Raw genomic sequence first — 20,031 nt, forward strand, 5'->3', positions numbered from 1 at the left:
ACACATAATTACAAACATGTTTTATTTGTTCTAATTATGAAGTGACTGATAAATGATATGTTTTTAAATTATAAAACAAGTGGTATTCATATTAATAGAATTGATACGTAGTAATAACAAAATAAATAAAAATGACCTTTAAAATTTATGCACTTACATTTTTATTATTAAGTGTAATGTCCTGTTCGAACAAGGATAATTTTCAACTGTTTTCTCCCGATAAAACCCTCGGTATTTATGTTTCGAACCAAAATACGTCGTGTAGCTTTTTGGTTATCCATAAAGGAGATACGCTTATTAAGCCTTCTGCATTGGGCTTAGAGGTTAAGGATACCGATTTCACTGAAAATGTTTCTCTTTCCGGTTTTTCTGAAAAGGGGTTTGATGAGACATGGACAACTATAAACGGGAAGCAATTGACTGTGCGCAATTATTATAATGAATACAACATCAAGGTTGAGCAGCTTCATGATCCGCAACAATTCTATAATATTATTTTCAGAGTTTATAACGATGGCTTTGCATATCGATACAACTTTCCTATAGAAGCGGTTCGCGATAGTTTATTAATAAGCAAAGAAGTAACAGACATTAGGTTTAACAGTGATTTTACCTATTGGGCAACCAATGGAGAGCATCATAATCTGGGGCCTGTTGTAAGATCGGAACAGAAAATGGAAGCGATTACGCCGCCGGTTGTCATGCAATTTGGTCCAAAACGCTTTATGGCTATCCATGAGGCAGAAATTGTTGAATTCGCACCATTTACAGTCAATGCCTCTTCAGACCATCATTCATTTTCATTTAACACTAGCTACTCTAAGCGAAACATAGCATTTAAGACATCATGGAGGACTTTTATGTTAGGTGATCATGCTGGAGACCTGGTTGAATCAGACTTGCTTGTAAACTTAAATGAACCTTGTAAGATAGACGATCCCTCGTGGATTAAACCCGGTAAATCATTATGGGATTGGCGTGTATGGGGGTATAAAACACAAGACAGCTACGAATATGGATTAAATACCGAGTCTCATAAAAGGCTAATTGATTTTGCTGCTGAAAACAGCATTCAATATCTGTTGATTGATGCAGACTGGTATGGTGAAGAGTTTAACGAAAACTCTGATCCAACATCTGCTCGAGAAGGTATCAATATAGAAGAATGCATGGAATATGCTTCAGCGAAACATGTTGGAATCATTCTGTATTTGAATGATGTGGGTGCTAAAAGGTTTGGACTGGAAAGGGTCTTGAAACAATTTTCAGATTGGGGAGCAATTGGTGTAAAATACGGATTTATGACAGGCAGCCCGGAGGACAAAGTAAAACAGACCCGAAGAGTGGTTGAGTTATGTGCAAAACATAAACTGATGGTGAACTTTCATGACTATCCTATTCCGCCAAGTGGAGACCGCAGGACGTATCCAAACCTGGTTACAAAAGAGTTTTGCCATGCCCAGGCCGATGGTATGCGCTCCTACTTCCCGGAGACAGCTGTTAATCAGGTGTTAATTAATATGATTGCTGGACCGATAGATGCCACAAACGGTTGGTTCGATTTAAACCATGCGCATTCTCGGGTAAGAGTCTTTCATGAAATACCGGGAACAGTAGTTGCAGAGGTTGCCAAGTTAATAACCAATTACTCCGGCTGGATGGTGTTGCCCGATAGTCCTGAGGAGTATACAAAGAAAGAAGACTTATTCGAATGTGTACGATCTATGCCGGCGCAGTTTGATAGCTTTCAAGTGCTGGATGCCAAACTGGATGAATTTGTATGTGTTGCACGCAAATCTGGAGAGGATTGGTTTGTAGGATCCTTAACCAACAGAGATTCACGTTCATTAACAATGGATTTGAGTTTTCTATCAAACGGAAAAAGATATGAAGCTACAATATATGAAGATGCCCAAGAATCGCATTTTATGAATAATAAAGAGGCATATAATATACGTAAAGAACGTGTTAATTCAGAAAGCGAGCTTACTGTACATTTGGCGTCAGGTGGTGGTAATGCTATCTATTTCAAGGATATTACCAATGTGACAAAATAACGAAATACCAAAATATGATATAAGTTATAGCTGTCGATGCGGAAATACTAAATTTGTTGTTGCTTATACATTAAACCAAAGACCATACTATTTAGAAACATAATTATGAAAAATAACCTTGCTGATATGATGTGTCTGGACATCTATTTATCCAGTCTTAAAAATGAAGAATACGAACAAATGAACCATCATTTAGAAACACCAGCATGTAAAACTATGCCTTTATTAAGCTGGGATATTTTTATGGAAGGTTTTCAAAGGAGAATCATTGAAGCTAAAAAGGAAATGGAATTGGAGCACGTTCGTTCTTTGGCTAAAAAGTTCAATTGGAAGAACGACCTTAGTGAGGTTTTTTCTGAAAACAATTACGAAGCATTGATTATTACCGATAAAGATCAAAACATTATTTGGGTAAACGATGGTTTCTCTTCTATGACAGGGTATTCAAAAAAATTTGCGATAAACAAAACACCTGATTTTTTGCAGGGACCAAAAACATCGTTAGACACCAAAAGCAGAATACGATCAAAAATCGCGAGCAATAAGCCATTTAAAGAAATTATTGTTAATTACAAAAAAGATCGTACACTCTATAATTGTGAAGTTAAAATAATTCCCTTGTACAATGAACACACAACACACTTTATAGCCTTTGAAAAGGAGGTTGTTTAAAATGATTTGGCCGGGAATCTATTTTGCTTAATATTAAAAACGGTTTATTCATGAAAAAAGGATATGTAATTATTTTGACGCTTTTATCAGCACTTCCAAATTTTGGACAAAAAAAAATAGCTCAGCAACAGGTTATTCAAGACTTACATTTTTTGCGGGAGTCTTTAGAAGAAGCACACTATAATTTATATGCTTACATAACTAAAGAGGCATTCAACAAAAATTTTGAAGATGTAAAATCTTCGATTACTAAAGATAGCCTCTCGACCCTTGAAATAACTTCCTTGTTTCAGGCGGTAATTTCTAAGGCAAATAATGGTCATACCGAAATCTCCTTTCCCGGTTCTGTTTACATTAACTACGCCTATTCAGGTGGTACTGTTTTTCCTTTAGAACTTGCGTTTGAGCACGGGAAAGTATTAGTCAGAAAAAACTGGTCTCAAAATCATGCTTTGGCACCAGGCGCCGAAGTCAAGAGCATTAATAATCTACCCATGGATGAAGTACTCCAGAAAATATATCCCTTACTATCGGCTGAACGAAGGTACTTTAAACTTGCAAAGCTGGAGCTTATGTCGTTTCCAAGACTCTATTGGCAGGCTTTTGGTGAGCAGAAAAACTTTGAAGTTGAAATAAATAAAAAAGGTGACATTGAGACACATATCATCCATTCAATCCGCGTATTGGAAGATTATGAAATGAAAAGAAATGAAGTATACTCTGACAAACGAGAGTTAAAGTTTCTCAATCAAGCCGCTTATTTAAAGCCGGGAAACTTTGGTGGAGACGAACAAAAGTACAGGAGTTTTATAGACTCCTCATTTGTGGAAATAAAAACGAAGGGTCTTCCTGCTCTTATCATTGATTTTAGAAACAACCTTGGAGGCGACGATACCTTTAGTGACTATCTGGTTTCTTACATTGCTGACCGACCTTTCCGCTGGAATTCCGAATTCACACTAAAAACAAGTGCTATTCTGAAAAAGCACGTGCGTAAAAATTATGATACCACTAGCGTATATTGGCAAAAGGTATTAACGCATGAAGATGGCAGTACTTATCCATATGAATTTCCTCTGTACAATCCACAACCTGCCGATAAAAGGTATTCAGGAAAGGTGTATGTCTTAGTAAATAGGCAATCGCATTCCCAATCTGCAGTGACAGCTGCTCAAATTCAGGATTACAAATTTGCCACTATAGTAGGAGAAGAGACAGGAGATTTCCCCAGCCTATATGCCAGTCAGTATAGCTATGTTTTGCCTCATACAGCTATTGAGGTTAAACTTTCTAAAGGATACATAGTACGAGTAAATGGAAGTAAGAAGGCAGAAGGTGTAATACCCGATATGTACATCAAAGATCATCTTCTGGATGAAGACGATGAAATATTGGATGGTTTGGTGAAATATATTGAGAACGAACATTAAGTACAAGATATTATAAGCATAGTGCGTATGAAAATGATAAATTCAAATAACAGAAAACATGTCGATATTATATGTAAACTGCTGAAAAGAATATAACTCAATAGCTGCATTGGAGCATCTGAAAAAACGAAATTATAAATCATATGAAAATAAGATGAAGAAGGTGTATACTGCTATTTTGATGTCGGTTTTTGCCATTACACTGAGTTACGCACAGGTCATTAAAACCAAAATAATCGATAATGGAGGTCGTGGCAATTACTCTTCTATTGCAGTTACCGAAGAATCTCTTCCAGATTTTGTTCTATATAGACCTGAGAATATACAGAAAGCCGTAAAACAACAAGGTCAATTACCCATATTGGTATGGGCGAATGGTGGCTGTATGAATTCTTCAATACATCAAGAGCGGTTTCTATCAGAACTTGCATCTCATGGCTATATCATTATTGCTATTGGAGCTCTACAGATGACAGTTGAAGAACGGGAGCACAAGTCTACTGCAGATAATGAACTTCTGAACGCTTTGAACTGGATAGAGCAACAGGCAGAAAAGCCAGATAATGCCTATTATAATAATGTAGATCTAAACAAAATTGCTGCTGGCGGGCATTCATGCGGTGGCGCACAAACACTCCGAATAGCTAATGATCCACGAATTAAGACTTATTTGATGTTGAATGCAGGTATGGGTAACATGACCATGGCCGGGGCGAGTTCAGAATCATTACAAAATCTACATGCACCAATTATTTATATGATAGGTGGAAAATCTGATATTGCTTATGATAACGCCATTTTAGATTACTCTCGAATTGAACATGTTCCCGTTGTTTTTGCCGATCATACTACAGCCGGCCATGGGGCTACTTTCTCTAAAGAATATGGTGGTTCCTTTGCTGAAATGACATTGGATTGGCTCGACTGGCAATTTAAAAACAAGGATAACTCGGCTATTTTTCTGAATAGTGCTTTATCAAAATATCCTGAATGGACCATGAAAGCCAAAGGATTTAATTCTGAAATTATCAGTTCGCCAACCTTAGAATTTATACCGCCAGACTTAGAATTTGTTTGTGAATTGCGAGTAACTATTGATACTCCCATTTTATTAGGTGCTACTCCTAATGGAGATAAAATTATCATTCCTATTACTGGAGGCACCTTTAAAGGTCCTGATATTAAAGGCGTAGTTTTAGCTGGCGGAGCCGACTATCAATATAGCAACAAAGCACTTAATCGTACCGAATTAAATGCGGTTTATAACATAAAAACGAATGATGGGGTGTTGATTCATGTGCAAAATACAGGATTAATAATAGAGCCTTCAAAAGAATCCAAAAAAGGGGAGGCATACTATTTTAGAGCCACGCCAAAATTTGAAGCACCTACAGATTCAAAATATGCATGGCTTAATAACGCAATATATGTTTGTAAACCAGAAGTTAATGACAAGTACATATCTATACAAGTATGGAAAGTACTTTAAATAAGTCCCGGACATTTTTAAAGTATTGGAAGCATGGCATAATCCAAAGGATGGAGTTTAATGATATAGAGATATAACTTGTTTTTGGAGAAATATATGTATGATGCTTTTTATTCATTACTTATAATTAAAAAAAACTCACCGTTAAAACAAATATGAGATCGTACTTAAAATAAAATCAACTGTTTAAGGTGTTTAAGTGAGATAATTTGTAAATTTAAAGAGAACAACATCCAAACCGAGACTTAGGTTTTAGTTTGGTTGCTTTTTTACAATTAACAAATAACTAAACTCATGAAAGTAAATGGATATGCAGCTACGGCGCAAAAATCAAAACTTACACCTTATTCATACGAATTAGGTCCATTAGGTTCTGAAGAGGTCGACATTAAAGTGTATTATTGTGGAATTTGTCATTCCGATTTGAGTATGATTAATAATGAGTGGGGCATGTCGCAATACCCATTCGTTCCAGGACACGAAATCGTAGGGGAAGTTCTTGCCGCTGGTGATGCGGTAAAAAAAGTAAAAGTAGGCGATCGGGTTGGATTAGGGTGGATGTCATCCTCTTGTATGAGTTGTGAACAGTGTATGGATGGATCACATCATTTATGCGCAAAAAGTGAAGCGACCATTGTTGGTAGAAACGGTGGATTTGCCGATAAGGTTCGTGGGCATTGGTCATGGGCGATTCCGCTTCCAGACGGTATTGATATGAGTAAAGCAGGTCCTTTGTTATGCGGAGGTATTACTGTTTTTAACCCGATTATATTAGCGGGCGTTAAACCTACCGACAAAGTTGGAGTTATAGGTATTGGTGGTCTTGGACATATGGCGATTAAGTTTTTAAAGCACTGGGGGTGTGAGGTCGTTGCCTTCAGTTCAAACCCGGCTAAGAAACAGGAAATTTTAAATATGGGGGCAAACAAAGTGATAAATTCTAGAGCGCCTGAAGAACTGGAAAGTATTGCAGGACAGCTTAATTTTATATTAAATACTACCAATGTATCATTGGATTGGAATTCATATTTAACCGCCTTAGCACCTAAAGGACGTTTCCATACCGTTGGAGCAGTTTTAGAACCAATGGCTATTCCTGCTTTTAGTTTAATTATGGGTGAAAAATCAGTTGGAGGAAGTCCGATTGGCAGCCCATCCTTGACTAAAACCATGCTTGATTTTTGTGTGCGTCATCAAATCTACCCAGAAGTTGAAGAGTTTGCGATGAGCGATGTTAATGAAGCTATAACGCATTTGGAAGAAGGTAAAGCGAGATTTAGAATTGTATTGAAGAATTAATCAAACTGTATAAAGCATGAAAGCACAATTTTTAAAGACTATCAGGAACTCTATTAAACATTGGTATATTCCTCTTATAGTAGGTTTACTCTTTGTTGGTTTGGGTATTTACACATTAGTGTCTCCGGTGGAAACGTTTCTCGCTCTAGCGTTCGTATTTAGTATTTCATTTATGTTGTCTGGTATTAGTGAAATTGCATTTGCCATTGCTAACAAAGAAGAAATGGATAATTGGGGATGGAATTTAGCCTTTGGAATCATGACTCTTTTGATAGGCATCTTGCTGATGAGTAAGCCCGAAATATCCTTAACTACATTGTCGTTTTATATTGGGTTTTTAATATTGTTCCGTTCTATGATGGGAGTAAGTTATGCCTTGGAACTGAAACATTACGGTGTTTTAGATTGGGGGAATTTGATGATTATAAGTGTTTTGGGGATTTTATTCTCGCTTCTATTACTTTGGAATCCTGTATTTGCCGGAATGACCATTATTTTCTGTATTGGTTTAACACTTATCGCGGGTGGAGCTTTTAGTATTTACCTATCTTTAAAACTTAAAAAATTAAATGCGATGCCAGGGAAAATATCAGAAGAATTGAAAGGTCGTTATGAGGCTATAAAACAGGAAATGCATGATGAGTTGAACAAAAAATAATTACATAGTAAATAGAATTTAGAATGATAAAACGCCCTTTATGGGCGTTTGCTATTTATAGATGCTATGCCCTGCAAAAGCAATTAAATTTATTTCTTACATTTAAAACAAAATTGAAATTTCTGTATTCAACAGTTTGTAAATAGTTCAACAAATTTATTTAGGCAAGTCAGTGCAATTAATGTTAAAGATATTCATGAGTCAATATAAAACTTACGAAACCGAACGCCTTGTTCTTAAACCAACCGACGAAGATGATAGTGAATTTGTTTTAGCATTGTTAAATACGCCAAAGTGGTTAGAATATATCGGTGACAGGCAAGTTAAAACATTTGAAGACGCACAAACTTACATTAAAAACAGAATGTCATCTCAGTTGGAGCGCTTGGGGTTTGGGAATTATACTTTGATTAGAAAAACTGATAAATTCAAAATAGGAAGCTGCGGATTGTACGATCGAGAAGGACTAGAAGGTATCGATATTGGATTTGCATTTTTACCAGAATATGAAAAGCAAGGTTATGCATTTGAAGCCGCTAATAAAGTAAAACAATTGGCCTTTGAAGAGTTTGGATTAACAGAAATTCATGCCATAACAATTAAAGAAAACACCTCTTCCCAAAGACTTTTAGAGAAATTAGGATTACGTTTCGAGAAAATTATAAATATTCCGGGAGACGATGAGAATTTATTGCTGTATAGCATTAAAAAAGAAGAGCATATTTAAAAGATTACAATAACCTACACTATGATAATTAGAAAAATAGAACCTTCAGACAATGAGATTTTAGCTCGTATTATCAAGAATACTTTTGATGAGCATGACGCGCCTAAATGCGGCACGGTGTATTCTGATCCAACAACTGATGATTTATATACTTTATTTGAAAAAGAGAACTCTGTTTTATGGGTTGCTGAGGATCAGAATGAATTATTGGGGTGTTGCGGTATTTATCCTACCGAAGGTTTGCCTCAGGGATATGTCGAACTTGTAAAATTTTATTTGGCGCCATCAGCAAGAGGAAAAGGTGTAGGTACTAAACTGATGGAGCAAAACATCACGTCTGCTAAAGATTTAGGATATACTGCCATTTATCTGGAAAGTTTGCCTCATTTTGCTACAGCAGTACGCATGTATGGGAAATTTGGGTTTGAAACTTTAGAAAATCCCATGGGAGAATCCGGGCATACGTCTTGTAATATATGGATGCTTAGACCTATTTAATCCCAGGATTAAAGACCTGATAAATTGAGTTAAAACAAACACCTGAAAAGCTATTTTTCATTGTCCACACATAATAATCATACCAATAAAACCAACTAAATAAAACATGTATACAGATTATATTTTTACATCACGACGGTTAGGATTCCGAAACTGGATGACATCTGATCTTAATGAATTTGCGAAAATGAATGCCGATAAAGAGGTTATGAAGCATTTTCCAAAAACCTTAACAACCAATGAGACATCAGCGTTTATTGAACGATTACAAAATCATTTTATAACACATGGCTTTAATTATTTTGCCGTAGAAATATTGGAAACGGGAGAGTTTATTGGGTTTATAGGCTTGGCAAATAAAATTTTCGAATCTAATTTTACGCCGGCTGTAGATATTGGTTGGCGCTTAAAAAAAAGCGCATGGGGCAGAGGCTATGCTACTGAAGGAGCAAAACGATGTTTGAAATTTGCGTTTGACGATTTAGACTTAGATCGCATTATCGCCACCTGTACAAAACAAAATGTAAATTCAGAACAGGTCATGAAGAAAATCGGCATGAAAAAAATAGCTGAGTTTAAGCATCCGGAATTAAAAGCTTATCCTGAATATGAAGTTTGCTTGTGTTATGAAGTCGCAAAAAGCGAATGGAATAACGATTCCAAACACAAATAGCCCGATTCTATATGATAATAAAACTGCTATTGACGGAAGATATTCTGTTGTCTATCGAAAACTTTCCAAAGTAATAAAACGCTAATAGTATTTTGTGATACATATTATTTATTAATGTACTTTAAACCCTAAACTTTCTTTTAAGATTTAAAATATATGAAGCTGTTATTTAATTTATGTCTGGGATTAACTTTATATAGTTGTGCAACTAAGCATCAGCAACCGTTAACCGTTAAAGCTTTACCTATTGATGGTCAAGTAGAAAGCAATCTGATTGTAGGACCTTCAGTATTAAACGATCCTGACCGATTTGTTTGGGGAGGCAGTGTGGTAAAAGGTGATGATAACAAATACCATATGTTGTATTCTACCTGGGAATGCGGCGATTCTATTCCGCAATTTTCAGATTCATGGGTACTTAAATCTAAAATTGCCTATGCGGTTTCAGATTATCCGGATAGAGATTTTAAGTTTCAGAAAATTATTTTAAAAGGACGAGTTTTAGAAGGTGACTCCACGGCTTGGGATGCACAAATGGTTCATAATCCTCATCTTAAGAAATTCAATAATAAATATTACCTGTATTATGGTGCGGGGAAAGATCCGGGGATTCAACCTGCAGGAAGTAAAGGTGAAGCCTTAAATAAACGCAATAGAGTACAGCAGAGTCAATGTATTGGCGTTATTGAATTCGATAGTTTTGAAGATTTAATGAATGGAAAATACAAACGATTCGACACCCCGCTTTTAGAAGCAAGAACAAGAGTGAAGCCTGACCATATCGTTAATCCTTCACCTGAAGGTACAGAACCAAAGCCAGATAATATCATTGTGGTTAATCCGTCAGTAGTGCAACGTCCTTCTGATGGAAAGTATCTTTTGTATTTTAAAGGAAACTTTTATAATCCAGGATGGCGTGGTGTACATGGTGTTGCTATCGGCGATAGCCCAACAGGGCCTTTTACACCAACCGATAATTTCGTATTTGATATTAGAAATGAAGACGGTACAATTGCCAGTGGAGAAGATCCTTATGTTTGGTATCATAATACACGTAAAAAGTTCTATGTCGTGTTAAAAGATTTCACAGGAAAAATTACCACAGGCCAACCGGGTTTAGCTATATTAGAATCTATTGATGGTATAAAATGGACAAAACCCGAACAATCCTTTTTCCTTAAAAAAGAAGTCGTTCTCAAATCTGGAGATACCCTTCATGTCAATCGATTAGAGCGTCCGCAGCTTTTAATTGATGGCAAAGGAAACCCTAAAGTGTTGTATGCCGCCTGTGCTTTGATTAACGTTAGCCCCACACAAAAAGGCGAATCGTTTAATGTGCATATCCCGTTAAAGGTTGAAAATAAATAGTTACCTTCAGGCAAAATGAAAAACATGCTTGTGAAAATATGTCTTCGTTTGGCGATTTCAACGGCTTTTCTTTCGGCAGTGGCCGATCGATTTGGGTTATGGCCATCGGAAGTATCGGTTTGGGGAAATTGGAATAACTTTATTAATTACACACAAATTATAAACCCTTGGTTTCCGGAATCCGTAATCAATAGTGTTGGCGTTATAGCGACAGCAGCAGAACTTCTTTTTGCAATGTGTTTGATCATTGGATTTAAAACGGAGTGGGTTGCTAAACTTAGTGGTCTTTTACTATTGGTGTTTGGATTATCGATGACCTTTTCTACTGGAATAAAGGGCGCTTTAGACTTTTCAGTATTTACAGCTTCGGCAGCGGCATTTGCTTTAAGTTTAATAAAAGAAAAGCATTGGAAATTAGATAATTTATTAGAGAAATAAAAGAGTTGTTACGGGTTGGATATAAAGACATATAATCTAAGAATTGTACCGCCATCGCCGGTTTATGACGAGGTTTTGGCTTTTAAAAAGACATTTATCGAGACCTTTGGAGATGAACCGTATTCCAAATCAAAGCCGCATGTCACTTTGGGCTTTTTCAAAATGGATACGGCTTATGAAACATATTTAATAAAGTATTTAAGTGCGCTTTCTTTGTTTAAAGTATTTCAAATGAAAATACAGGGTTTTGACACGTTCACCTCTTCTAAAGCTTAGGTATTAAGTATTGTGTGCTCCGAAGATTTTAATAAGCTTATGAACGAAATTAAAATTATTTGGATTAGAGATGTACATAGAACTTTAAAATCTTTAAATCCTTGTACGACACCTCATATCACAATTTCTAAAACAAGAACAAGTGAAATGCTTCAGAATAGTTACGAGTTTTTTAGGTCAAAAAACTATACAAAATACTTTGAAGTCAGTCAGCTTGTTTTAGTTTCCCGATACGAGAACAAAACCTGGGATTGGGAACATCGTATAGATTTAACTCATTAAATAATGAGTCTAACATCGCCTAATTCTTCAATACGATAAGGGAATTTATCACCTGGTGAACCAATAAACATAAAATTAATAGGTATACGCCAGCGTTCTGAAAGTTCTTTAATTTTCTCAGGACCAAAAGTACCGGGTTCTTCAATAAATTCAATATCAATGTCTGGGTAAGCACGGTCTAAAACTTCCACATCTATTTTTAACTTTTCTGAACCATGAGTTTTGTTTCCTAAAACAGATACAATTTTTAAACGTCTTGTATTTTCATTGCTTTCAATGTATTGCAGGACTTTGTTGAGCGTGGCAACATCATCGTGATTGGTGAAAAACACAAAGCGTTGTGAGTTGATACGATGAATAGCGTGTTTAATTTTCACATTGAGATATTTAAAAATGGTTTTCTTTTCAGGGGTGATATAGTCTAAGAAAAACAGAACCGCTTTTAATATCGCGATACGATAAAGCATAAACCCAATAACTAACATGGCTGGAATAAAATATTCTAAAAACACATTTAAATCTTCAGGGTTCAAAATAATATTTCCTATTAATGCAATACCTACACCTGCAATAGCAATGAGCAATTGTACCCAGCCAGCAACTTCTGGTCGAGGTAAATTTCTCCGGTTTATTTTTAAAAGCATATTGCCAAAACTGAATAAAATCATCACACACAAAAAAGCTATGGTATAAATGCCTGCCAGAGATTCTAAATCACCCTGAGTAATCATTAGGATCGAGGTAGATAATAAAAAGAAAGCTATAAAAATAAGATATGAACTTCCGCGTTTATTCTTTGTAAGAAGCACTTTAGGAAGAATTCTATCAAGTGCCATGCGTTCAACCAGTCCGCCAACACCAACATAAGACGTAAGTACAGCCCCACTTAATACTAAAGCCGCATCGATAGATACCAGATATAATAACCAGTTGCCTCCGGTTAAATGCCCCATAAAAGACAGTAAAGTGTCTTCCTTATGGCTAATAGTTGCTAATGGAATGATTGATAAAGCTAAAAATGCCAATAAGGGATTGAATACCGTAACGATAATCCACATATTTTTTAAGGTCTTTCTAAAAACACCTTTTTTTTGTTCTTCAACATAGTTCGCTGAACTTTCAAAACCACTAATTCCCAACATGGCTGCAGAAAATCCAAAGAATAATGCGGTTGCTATACTGCCTTTTACCGGAGCCTTAAAATTTTCAATAAGCACGTCAAATCCATTAGTAAATAAGAAATACAAACTGAATAAACATAGGACTACTAGGGAGCTTAAATGAAAGATGAAGATAAAAACAGCCACTTTAGACGATTCTCCAATACCTAAAATTACCAGTCCCATAAACACAAATAGTAAAATGATAGTAGCGTATACAATAGGAATGTCACTCCATAAACTATGAGCATATTTAATAGCTTCGGTCGATGAAATCACAGCTGTAGCCATATAGGATAACACCGTTAAGGTTGCTGCAAAAGAGGCTGTCGATTTTTTAGTGGTGTTTAATAAAGCATTGTAAGCACCCCCATTTAAAGGTAAAGCTCCAACAACTTCACCATAAATTTTTCGATATAAAAATAAAACAGCCGAAACCAGAAGTAGTGAAATCCATGCATATTGCCCTGCATACACGATAGATAGGGCTGAAACATACAAACAAGAAGAACTAATATCGTTACCACAAATAGCCGTTGCAGCTAATTCGTTAAGTTGCTTTTTAGACATAATTAGGCCATTTTAATTGTTTGGCAAGTGTTTAATCTAAACTATAGTACTACTAATTTATGATTTTTTGTGTGGTTAATCGATTTAAAACAAAATTATTATATCCTAATATCTGACGCGATTTCATACATAGTATTTATATTATGTTTCAAAATAAACTAAAAAGAGACCATCTCAGAAATTTACTGATGAAATGATGTGAAAAGCATAGACAACAAAACATGCCTCAATTAATTGAGAATTGTATATTTGAAAACTTAAAGATTGATTAACGGCAATTGTTATATTTGTCTCTGTAATTAAGAGATGTTTCACCTGGATTCATTTTCAAAACGTTAAAAGTTTCTATTAATGAAAATAAATTTTAATACATATAAGTACATTTTTATCTTTTCTGCAGCTGCACTGTTTAATTGCAAAAATGAAAATAAACAAATCACATCTATTTCAAAAGGTACATCTCAATTAAATTCCACAGGTGTTCCAGAAGGCTTAAAAACACCAGCGGGTATGGTGTGGGTAGAAGCAAAAACGTTTACGCAAGGCGCAAAACAAAATGATAAATTAGCGTTACCTAGAGAAAAGCCAGGACATACAGTGTCTGTCGATGGTTTTTTTATAGATGCTACCGAAGTTACTAATAAGCAATTTAAGGCTTTTGTAGAAGCTACCAATTATGTTACTGTAGCTGAACGACCGATTGACTGGGAAGATTTAAAAAAAGAACTTCCAGAGGGTACACCAAAACCACATGATTCGGTATTGAAACCTGGAAGTTTAATCTTTAATAAGGATGTAAAACAGGTCGCTAATATGCGAAACTACGAACAATGGTGGCGCTGGCAAGTGGGGGCTGATTGGAAACATCCTGAAGGACCGAATAGTTCAATTGAAGGCAAGGATAATTTTCCGGTGGTACATATCGCATTAGAAGATGCCTTGGCGTATTGTAAATGGGCTGGACGCAGGTTACCAACCGAAGCAGAATGGGAATCGGCAGCACAAGGAACGCATAGAGAAAATATTTACACTTGGGGTAATAATCAGGAGGTGTTAAACGAAAAAGCGAATACCTGGCAAGGTGTTTTTCCTGTTAAAAATGAATCGAAAGATGGTTTTGAATTGATTGCACCAGTTAAATCCTATCCAGCAAATACCGTTGGGATTTATGATATGTTGGGGAATGTTTGGGAATTGACTAGCGATTTATTTAACGAAAACTATTATACTCAAATCGATCCTAATGAGGTGTTAACTAACCCCATAGGAGCAGATAAAGGTTATAGCATAGGTAAACCTTATATTGAAGAACATGTTATAAAAGGCGGTTCATTTTTGTGTAACGCTTCGTATTGTGCGAGCTTCAGGATTTCAGCAAAAATGGGAATGGAGCCTAATTCAAGTTCAGATCACATTGGTTTTAGAACCGTTCTGACTCCGGATATGCTAAAATAATTAAATTCAGATTTTTATGGAAACAGATAAAAAAATCCCGAGCTCGTGGAAAACCGAGTCCGGGAATCTTTAACTAACTAATAAAAATCTAATTTCTCTTTTTCATTTTCTTTACTTTACCATTTTTCTTGTAATAGTAATATTTATCATCGTTATCGAAATGCATGTTGTTATTCCATGAATCGTTTTGAACATCACAATAATCTGCATGACGATTATCTATATTTATATATCCTCTTGTAGAAACAATTTGTCCCCAGTTGTTGTAATTAACTATTAATCCGCCAACTTGGTTTAGTGTGTTGTTTCTTCCTCGGCCGTAACCAATAAAAACAGAGCCTATTTGAGTTACATTTCCTGTACGGTCGTAATTAATTGGTACATTTCCTACAACACGAATCATGCCATTTCTATCTCTTGAGATATAATTTCTGTTTGGCGAAGTTGAAGTATAGTTAATATTCACTCTTGGTCCGCTATAAGATGCATTAATAGAACTTCTTCGGGTATTAAAATTATAATAGTCTTCAGTATAAAGGAATTCATAATCAAAATTTCCATCAGGAAATACCGAGAATTCGATACCGTGTTCTACAAAAGTAATAGGTTGTACATAACGATAGTGTTTAGGGGTATTTGTTGTTAAATTTAAATCTAAAGCCATTACACTATTCATGTTAAGCAGTATGCCTGCAAATAAAAGTACTAGTGTTTTCATAATCATTCATTTTTCAGATTGTACCTACTCATTAGCTTTTCGGTTTCCGCTTCGATTATCTATTTTACAATTTGCGTGCCAAAAATGTAAGTAATTGTTTATCAGTAGTATTTGGTTTTTTAGGGTATCTAGATTTTTATTATTTTTATGATAACCAACCTTTATCAGATGAAAAAATCTCTGGAAACTTGTAAAAATTGTGAAAATAAATTTGAGCAAGGTTTTAATTTTTGTCCGTATTGCGGACAGAAATCAAATGATGAACTTACTGTTTCAGTGTTGTTCCAAAATACAATAAGTAACTATTTTTCGGTTGATGCCCGCTTTTTTAAAAGCTTCATTCCATTAATGTTTAAGCCGGGATACCTGGCTAATCGATTTGTGGAAGGCAGACGATTACTTTACCTGCATCCTGCTCAAATGTATTTGTTTATTTCGGTGGTGTTTTTCTTTTTATTTTCCTTTATAAGTCGCGATCAGGTTAAAACGGTAAATAATGTTTTAAAAAAAGCAGAGATTCCTGTTGTTGATCATGATAGTTTGAAAACCCAGAAAATAGATTCTTTAAAAAATGTAACTACTGCTGATTATATTATTAAAGATGATTTCTCTTTTAATGAAAGAGCAGTAGATTCGTTAATAGCAATAGACGCTCCCAAAGAAGCGATTTACAAAGTGATGGGGATGGATAGTGATGCAGGATTTTTTAAACGTAGGTTTTACACGCAAATTTTGAAGTTTTACGAGCAACGTAATGGCGGCTCCATTTTACAAGCATTTTACGATAGTATTCCTATAGCTATGTTTTTTCTGTTGCCTATTTTTGCTTTGATTTTAAAATTACTTTATTACAAACGCACGCCATTTTCATTCCATTTAGTATTTAGCTTGTATTTCTTTGCTTTTGTATTTATGACGTTTAGCTTTTTGGTTTTGGTAGATTTGATTTGGAAACCTCAATCCTGGCTAAATTCGTTAGTTACTATTTTGGTTTTTATTTATTTCTATATAGCTGTTTTACAGTTTTATAAGCAGAGTAAATTGAAAAGTTTGTTTAAAAGTATTATTACGGTATTTTCTTTTCTTATTATGGTTATTCCAGCTGCAAGTGCGGTGATGTTTATAGTTGCCTTTTTATTTTATTAGAATAAAAAAGACCTAAGAAAACTTAAGTCTTTTATTGCTTAATTTGAGATTTTTGCTAGAGTTTGTCTTTTAAGTATTTTCCTATTAAAGAATCCGTTTTTACAATATCTTCAGGTGTTCCCGTTGCTACTAAATTGCCCCCATGTTCACCGCCATTCGGCCCTAAATCGATAATGTGATCGGCACATTTTATAAGTTCAATATTATGTTCTACAACAATAATAGAGTGTCCTATTTCAATCAAAGCATTAAATGATTTAAGAAGCTTTTTAATGTCATGAAAATGTAATCCTGTAGTTGGCTCATCGAAAATAAAAAGAGCTTTTTCCTTACTATTGCCTTTGCCTAAAAAAGAAGCTAACTTAATGCGTTGCGCTTCACCGCCGGAAAGCGTCGAGGAACTTTGTCCTAAAGTAACATAGCCAAGACCTACATCCTGAAGTGGTTGTAGTTTGTTTTTGATCTTAGTTTCATCGTTAGCTTCAAAAAAGGTGATTGCATCATCGATGGTCAGATTTAAAATGTCGTCGATATTTTTATTAGCGAATTGTACTTCTAAAACTTCTTTTTTAAATCGTTTTCCTTTACAGGTTTCACATTCCAAGTGCACATCGGCCATGAATTGCATTTCAATGGTTACTTCACCTTCGCCTTTACAAGTCTCACAACGTCCGCCATCTACATTAAATGAAAAATGTTTTGCCTGATAATTTCTAAGTTTGCTTAATTTTTGTTTAGAGTACAAAGCTCTAATGTCATCATAAGCTTTGATATAGGTAACCGGATTGGATCTGGATGAACGCCCAATAGGGTTTTGATCTACAAATTCAATATGCTTTATGTTGCTAAAATTCCCGTCTAAATCGGTAAACTGACCTGCTTTATCACTGAAATCGGTTAGTTTTTTCTGTAGAGCAGGGAATAAAATCTTTTTCACTAGTGTGCTTTTTCCACTTCCCGAAACTCCGGTTACTACAGTCAGCATACCTAAAGGAAAACGCACATCAATGTTCTTTAAATTGTTTTCGCGAGCTCCTAAAATGTCTACGTAATATTTAGAAGCACGACGTTTTTCTGGAATTTCAATTTTCAATGATTCATTTAAATACTGAGCTGTTAACGATTTTGAATCAAGTAATTCAGAATAAGTTCCGCAAGCCACAACCTCACCACCAAACGTTCCGGCTTCGGGACCGATATCAATAATGGTGTCTGCTGCTTTCATAATATCTTCGTCGTGTTCTACAACAATTACAGTGTTGCCTAAATCACGTAATTGCTTTAAGACTAATATTAATCTTTCGGTATCTTTAGGATGCAAACCAATACTTGGTTCATCTAAAATATACATCGAGCCTACAAGGCTGCTACCTAATGAAGTGGCTAGATTAATACGTTGACTTTCTCCTCCAGATAAGGTATTAGATTTACGATTAAGTGTTAAATAATCTAAACCTACATTCGATAAAAATGTTAAGCGATTATTGATTTCTTTTAAAAGGCGATCAGCAATTTTAGTGTCATGTTCGTTTAATTCAAGATTTTTGAAAAACACAGTCAATCGATCCAAAGGCATCTCTACCAAGTCGGTAATGGTGGCTTCAGCAATTTTTATATAATTCGCTTCAACACGTAAACGCTTACCATTACAGGCTTTACATTTGGTTTTTCCGCGGTAGCGTGACAGCATCACACGATTTTGTATTTTATAAGCTTTAGCTTCTAATTCAGCAAAAAAGGAATTTAAGCCCTCGAAATATTTATTGCCATCCCAGATGAGCTGTTTTTGCTCATCATTTAATTGAAAATAAGGTTTATGGATAGGGAAATCGAATTTATGAGAGTTATTTACCAATTGGTCTCTGTACCAACTCATACTTTCGCCACGCCAAGGAAAAATAGCATTTTCATAAATGGATAAAGCAGTATTAGGTATTACTAAATCTTCGTCAATACCAATAATATCACCGTAACCTTCACATTTAGGACAAGCGCCGTAAGGGTTATTGAAACTAAACAGATGCACATTTGGCTCTAAAAAGCTCATGCCGTCCAATTCAAATTTATTGGAGAAATGTCGCAAGTCATTATCTGATAAGGTCTCAATAAAACATTCGCCTTTACCTTCAAAAAACGCCGTTTGAATAGAGTCTGCTAAACGATTATAGAAGTCTTCTTCATTTTTTATAACAATACGATCGACAACCAATAGAACATCATCTTTTTCAGTCAAGTATTCAGCTTCATCAATGCGAATAATATTGCTGTTAACTTTTATTCTTGCATAACCTTGTTGGGCAAGCGTGTTAATCTTGTCATTCATTGCTCGACCTTCTTCTAAATGAATTGGCGAAAGCAGCAATAGTTTTTCACGTTCAGGAAACGTTTTTAAATACTCCAGAACATCAGTTACCGTGTCTTTTTTAACTTCCAAACCTGAAATAGGCGAGTAGGTCTTACCAATACGGGCAAATAACAACTTTAAATAGTCATAAATTTCGGTACTGGTTCCTACGGTCGATCGAGGATTGGTTGAATTTACCTTTTGTTCGATGGCAATAGCCGGGGCAATTCCTTTGATATAATCGACTTTAGGTTTGTTCAAACGCCCTAAAAATTGACGTGCATAACTCGATAAACTTTCAACATAGCGACGTTGCCCTTCAGCGTATAGCGTATCGAAAGCTAAGCTAGACTTTCCTGAACCTGATAAACCTGTGATAACCACCAGTTTGTTTCGCGGTATAACAACATCTATGTTTTTTAAATTGTGCAATTTTGCACCTTTTATGATGATATTTTCTTTCGGATTTACTTCAGAAATAGTGGTATTCATAAGTCTTAAAAGGAATGATATCGCAAAGATACTAAAGTATTTATTCTGTTAATTATATTATTCTTTAAATGAAATTATCTCAACATTTTCACTTCAAATTTAGTTGAATATCAATTTTTTAAGATAAAAGTGATGCAAATTATCGACTTAAGAATAAAAAAAGTCGCAATATTTTTGTTTTAGGAATGATTGTTGTTATATTTGAGTCTATTAATCAATTATACAAACTAACACAATCGCGCCTATAGTATAACATTACTTTAAAATTTATAACCCCAA

Annotated in this window: 18 protein-coding genes; 15 read left to right on the forward strand and 3 right to left on the reverse strand. The window is 35.2% G+C overall.

Translation table 11 applies throughout. From position 1 onward, the window contains the following. The first annotated feature begins 131 nt into the window (after window positions 1-131). The 13 genes from ICJ84_RS08525 to ICJ84_RS08585 all read left to right on the forward strand — a co-directional run bounded on the left by ICJ84_RS08525 (window position 132) and on the right by ICJ84_RS08585 (window position 11,867). Window positions 132-2,057, forward strand: coding sequence for a glycoside hydrolase family 97 protein (locus ICJ84_RS08525; protein ID WP_188215971.1), 1,926 nt, complete (start codon window positions 132-134; stop codon window positions 2,055-2,057). A 105-nt stretch (window positions 2,058-2,162) separates the two neighbouring features. Next, window positions 2,163-2,729: a PAS domain-containing protein gene (locus ICJ84_RS08530; protein WP_188215972.1), complete on the forward strand. Its 567-nt coding sequence runs from the start codon at window positions 2,163-2,165 to the stop codon at window positions 2,727-2,729. A gap of 152 nt (window positions 2,730-2,881) precedes the next feature. Beyond that, window positions 2,882-4,159, forward strand: coding sequence for a S41 family peptidase (locus tag ICJ84_RS08535; protein WP_241748727.1), 1,278 nt, complete (start codon window positions 2,882-2,884; stop codon window positions 4,157-4,159). 154 nt (window positions 4,160-4,313) lie between these two features. Further along, complete coding sequence (locus ICJ84_RS08540; protein ID WP_188215974.1) at window positions 4,314-5,648, forward strand: DUF3237 family protein; 1,335 nt, start codon at window positions 4,314-4,316, stop codon at window positions 5,646-5,648. 294 nt (window positions 5,649-5,942) lie between these two features. Further along, the gene (gene ahr, locus ICJ84_RS08545) at window positions 5,943-6,947 is read left to right on the forward strand and encodes an NADPH-dependent aldehyde reductase Ahr (RefSeq protein WP_188215975.1); all 1,005 of its coding nucleotides are present in this window, start codon (window positions 5,943-5,945) and stop codon (window positions 6,945-6,947) included. A gap of 16 nt (window positions 6,948-6,963) precedes the next feature. Beyond that, the gene (locus ICJ84_RS08550; protein ID WP_188215976.1) at window positions 6,964-7,605 is read left to right on the forward strand and encodes an HdeD family acid-resistance protein; all 642 of its coding nucleotides are present in this window, start codon (window positions 6,964-6,966) and stop codon (window positions 7,603-7,605) included. A gap of 196 nt (window positions 7,606-7,801) precedes the next feature. Beyond that, window positions 7,802-8,332, forward strand: a complete 531-nt coding sequence (locus ICJ84_RS08555; protein WP_188215977.1) for a GNAT family N-acetyltransferase — start codon at window positions 7,802-7,804, stop codon at window positions 8,330-8,332. Window positions 8,333-8,353: 21 nt separating this feature from the next. Next, window positions 8,354-8,830 carry a GNAT family N-acetyltransferase gene (locus ICJ84_RS08560; RefSeq protein ID WP_188215978.1) on the forward strand — a complete coding sequence of 159 codons (477 nt, stop codon included), beginning with the start codon at window positions 8,354-8,356 and terminating at the stop codon, window positions 8,828-8,830. 106 nt (window positions 8,831-8,936) lie between these two features. Beyond that, the gene (locus ICJ84_RS08565; RefSeq protein ID WP_188215979.1) at window positions 8,937-9,503 is read left to right on the forward strand and encodes a GNAT family N-acetyltransferase; all 567 of its coding nucleotides are present in this window, start codon (window positions 8,937-8,939) and stop codon (window positions 9,501-9,503) included. Between the two features lie 156 nt (window positions 9,504-9,659). After that, window positions 9,660-10,871 carry a glycoside hydrolase family protein gene (locus ICJ84_RS08570; RefSeq protein WP_188215980.1) on the forward strand — a complete coding sequence of 404 codons (1,212 nt, stop codon included), beginning with the start codon at window positions 9,660-9,662 and terminating at the stop codon, window positions 10,869-10,871. Window positions 10,872-10,895: 24 nt separating this feature from the next. Beyond that, window positions 10,896-11,309: a DoxX family protein gene (locus tag ICJ84_RS08575; protein ID WP_241748742.1), complete on the forward strand. Its 414-nt coding sequence runs from the start codon at window positions 10,896-10,898 to the stop codon at window positions 11,307-11,309. Window positions 11,310-11,324: 15 nt separating this feature from the next. Continuing rightward, window positions 11,325-11,585: a hypothetical protein gene (locus tag ICJ84_RS08580; protein WP_188215982.1), complete on the forward strand. Its 261-nt coding sequence runs from the start codon at window positions 11,325-11,327 to the stop codon at window positions 11,583-11,585. Between the two features lie 39 nt (window positions 11,586-11,624). Continuing rightward, window positions 11,625-11,867 (forward strand): hypothetical protein, encoded by a 243-nt coding sequence (locus tag ICJ84_RS08585; RefSeq protein WP_188215983.1) that lies wholly within the window; start codon window positions 11,625-11,627, stop codon window positions 11,865-11,867. On the opposite strand, the gene ICJ84_RS08590 is transcribed toward ICJ84_RS08585, so the two are convergent. Next, entirely contained in the window at window positions 11,864-13,597 is a 1,734-nt protein-coding gene (locus tag ICJ84_RS08590; protein ID WP_188215984.1) for an APC family permease, read from the reverse strand. The genes ICJ84_RS08585 and ICJ84_RS08590 overlap by 4 nt on opposite strands. Window positions 13,598-13,948: 351 nt before the next feature. Here ICJ84_RS08590 and ICJ84_RS08595 point away from each other — a divergent pair, with 351 nt between their 5' ends. Beyond that, entirely contained in the window at window positions 13,949-15,052 is a 1,104-nt protein-coding gene (locus tag ICJ84_RS08595; RefSeq protein ID WP_188215985.1) for a formylglycine-generating enzyme family protein, read from the forward strand. A gap of 88 nt (window positions 15,053-15,140) precedes the next feature. Here the strand turns inward: ICJ84_RS08595 and ICJ84_RS08600 are convergent, their stop codons facing one another. Then, a complete protein-coding gene (locus tag ICJ84_RS08600) occupies window positions 15,141-15,770 on the reverse strand; it encodes a hypothetical protein (protein ID WP_188215986.1) in 630 nt (209 codons plus the stop codon). A 168-nt stretch (window positions 15,771-15,938) separates the two neighbouring features. On the opposite strand from ICJ84_RS08600, the gene ICJ84_RS08605 reads away from it, so the two are divergent. Then, window positions 15,939-16,916 (forward strand): DUF3667 domain-containing protein, encoded by a 978-nt coding sequence (locus ICJ84_RS08605; protein WP_188215987.1) that lies wholly within the window; start codon window positions 15,939-15,941, stop codon window positions 16,914-16,916. A 55-nt stretch (window positions 16,917-16,971) separates the two neighbouring features. Here the strand turns inward: ICJ84_RS08605 and uvrA are convergent, their stop codons facing one another. Further along, window positions 16,972-19,752, reverse strand: coding sequence for an excinuclease ABC subunit UvrA (uvrA, locus tag ICJ84_RS08610; protein ID WP_188215988.1), 2,781 nt, complete (start codon window positions 19,750-19,752; stop codon window positions 16,972-16,974). Window positions 19,753-20,031 lie beyond the last annotated feature (279 nt).

Source organism: Aestuariibaculum suncheonense (assembly GCF_014596935.1).
GTDB classification, from domain to species: domain Bacteria; phylum Bacteroidota; class Bacteroidia; order Flavobacteriales; family Flavobacteriaceae; genus Aestuariibaculum; species Aestuariibaculum suncheonense.

Excerpts from the sequence above, each read along its gene's own strand:
- ICJ84_RS08525 (WP_188215971.1), top strand. The coding sequence starts at position 132 with ATGACCTTTAAAATTTATGCACTTACATTTTTATTATTAAGTGTAATG.
- ICJ84_RS08530 (WP_188215972.1), top strand. The coding sequence starts at position 2,163 with ATGAAAAATAACCTTGCTGATATGATGTGTCTGGACATCTATTTATCC.
- ICJ84_RS08540 (WP_188215974.1), top strand. The coding sequence starts at position 4,314 with ATGAAGAAGGTGTATACTGCTATTTTGATGTCGGTTTTTGCCATTACA.
- ahr (WP_188215975.1), top strand. The coding sequence starts at position 5,943 with ATGAAAGTAAATGGATATGCAGCTACGGCGCAAAAATCAAAACTTACA.
- ICJ84_RS08550 (WP_188215976.1), top strand. The coding sequence starts at position 6,964 with ATGAAAGCACAATTTTTAAAGACTATCAGGAACTCTATTAAACATTGG.
- ICJ84_RS08555 (WP_188215977.1), top strand. The coding sequence starts at position 7,802 with ATGAGTCAATATAAAACTTACGAAACCGAACGCCTTGTTCTTAAACCA.
- ICJ84_RS08560 (WP_188215978.1), top strand. The coding sequence starts at position 8,354 with ATGATAATTAGAAAAATAGAACCTTCAGACAATGAGATTTTAGCTCGT.
- ICJ84_RS08565 (WP_188215979.1), top strand. The coding sequence starts at position 8,937 with ATGTATACAGATTATATTTTTACATCACGACGGTTAGGATTCCGAAAC.
- ICJ84_RS08570 (WP_188215980.1), top strand. The coding sequence starts at position 9,660 with ATGAAGCTGTTATTTAATTTATGTCTGGGATTAACTTTATATAGTTGT.
- ICJ84_RS08575 (WP_241748742.1), top strand. The coding sequence starts at position 10,896 with ATGCTTGTGAAAATATGTCTTCGTTTGGCGATTTCAACGGCTTTTCTT.
- ICJ84_RS08585 (WP_188215983.1), top strand. The coding sequence starts at position 11,625 with ATGAACGAAATTAAAATTATTTGGATTAGAGATGTACATAGAACTTTA.
- ICJ84_RS08590 (WP_188215984.1), bottom strand. The coding sequence starts at position 13,597 with ATGTCTAAAAAGCAACTTAACGAATTAGCTGCAACGGCTATTTGTGGT.
- ICJ84_RS08595 (WP_188215985.1), top strand. The coding sequence starts at position 13,949 with ATGAAAATAAATTTTAATACATATAAGTACATTTTTATCTTTTCTGCA.
- ICJ84_RS08600 (WP_188215986.1), bottom strand. The coding sequence starts at position 15,770 with ATGAAAACACTAGTACTTTTATTTGCAGGCATACTGCTTAACATGAAT.
- ICJ84_RS08605 (WP_188215987.1), top strand. The coding sequence starts at position 15,939 with ATGAAAAAATCTCTGGAAACTTGTAAAAATTGTGAAAATAAATTTGAG.
- uvrA (WP_188215988.1), bottom strand. The coding sequence starts at position 19,752 with ATGAATACCACTATTTCTGAAGTAAATCCGAAAGAAAATATCATCATA.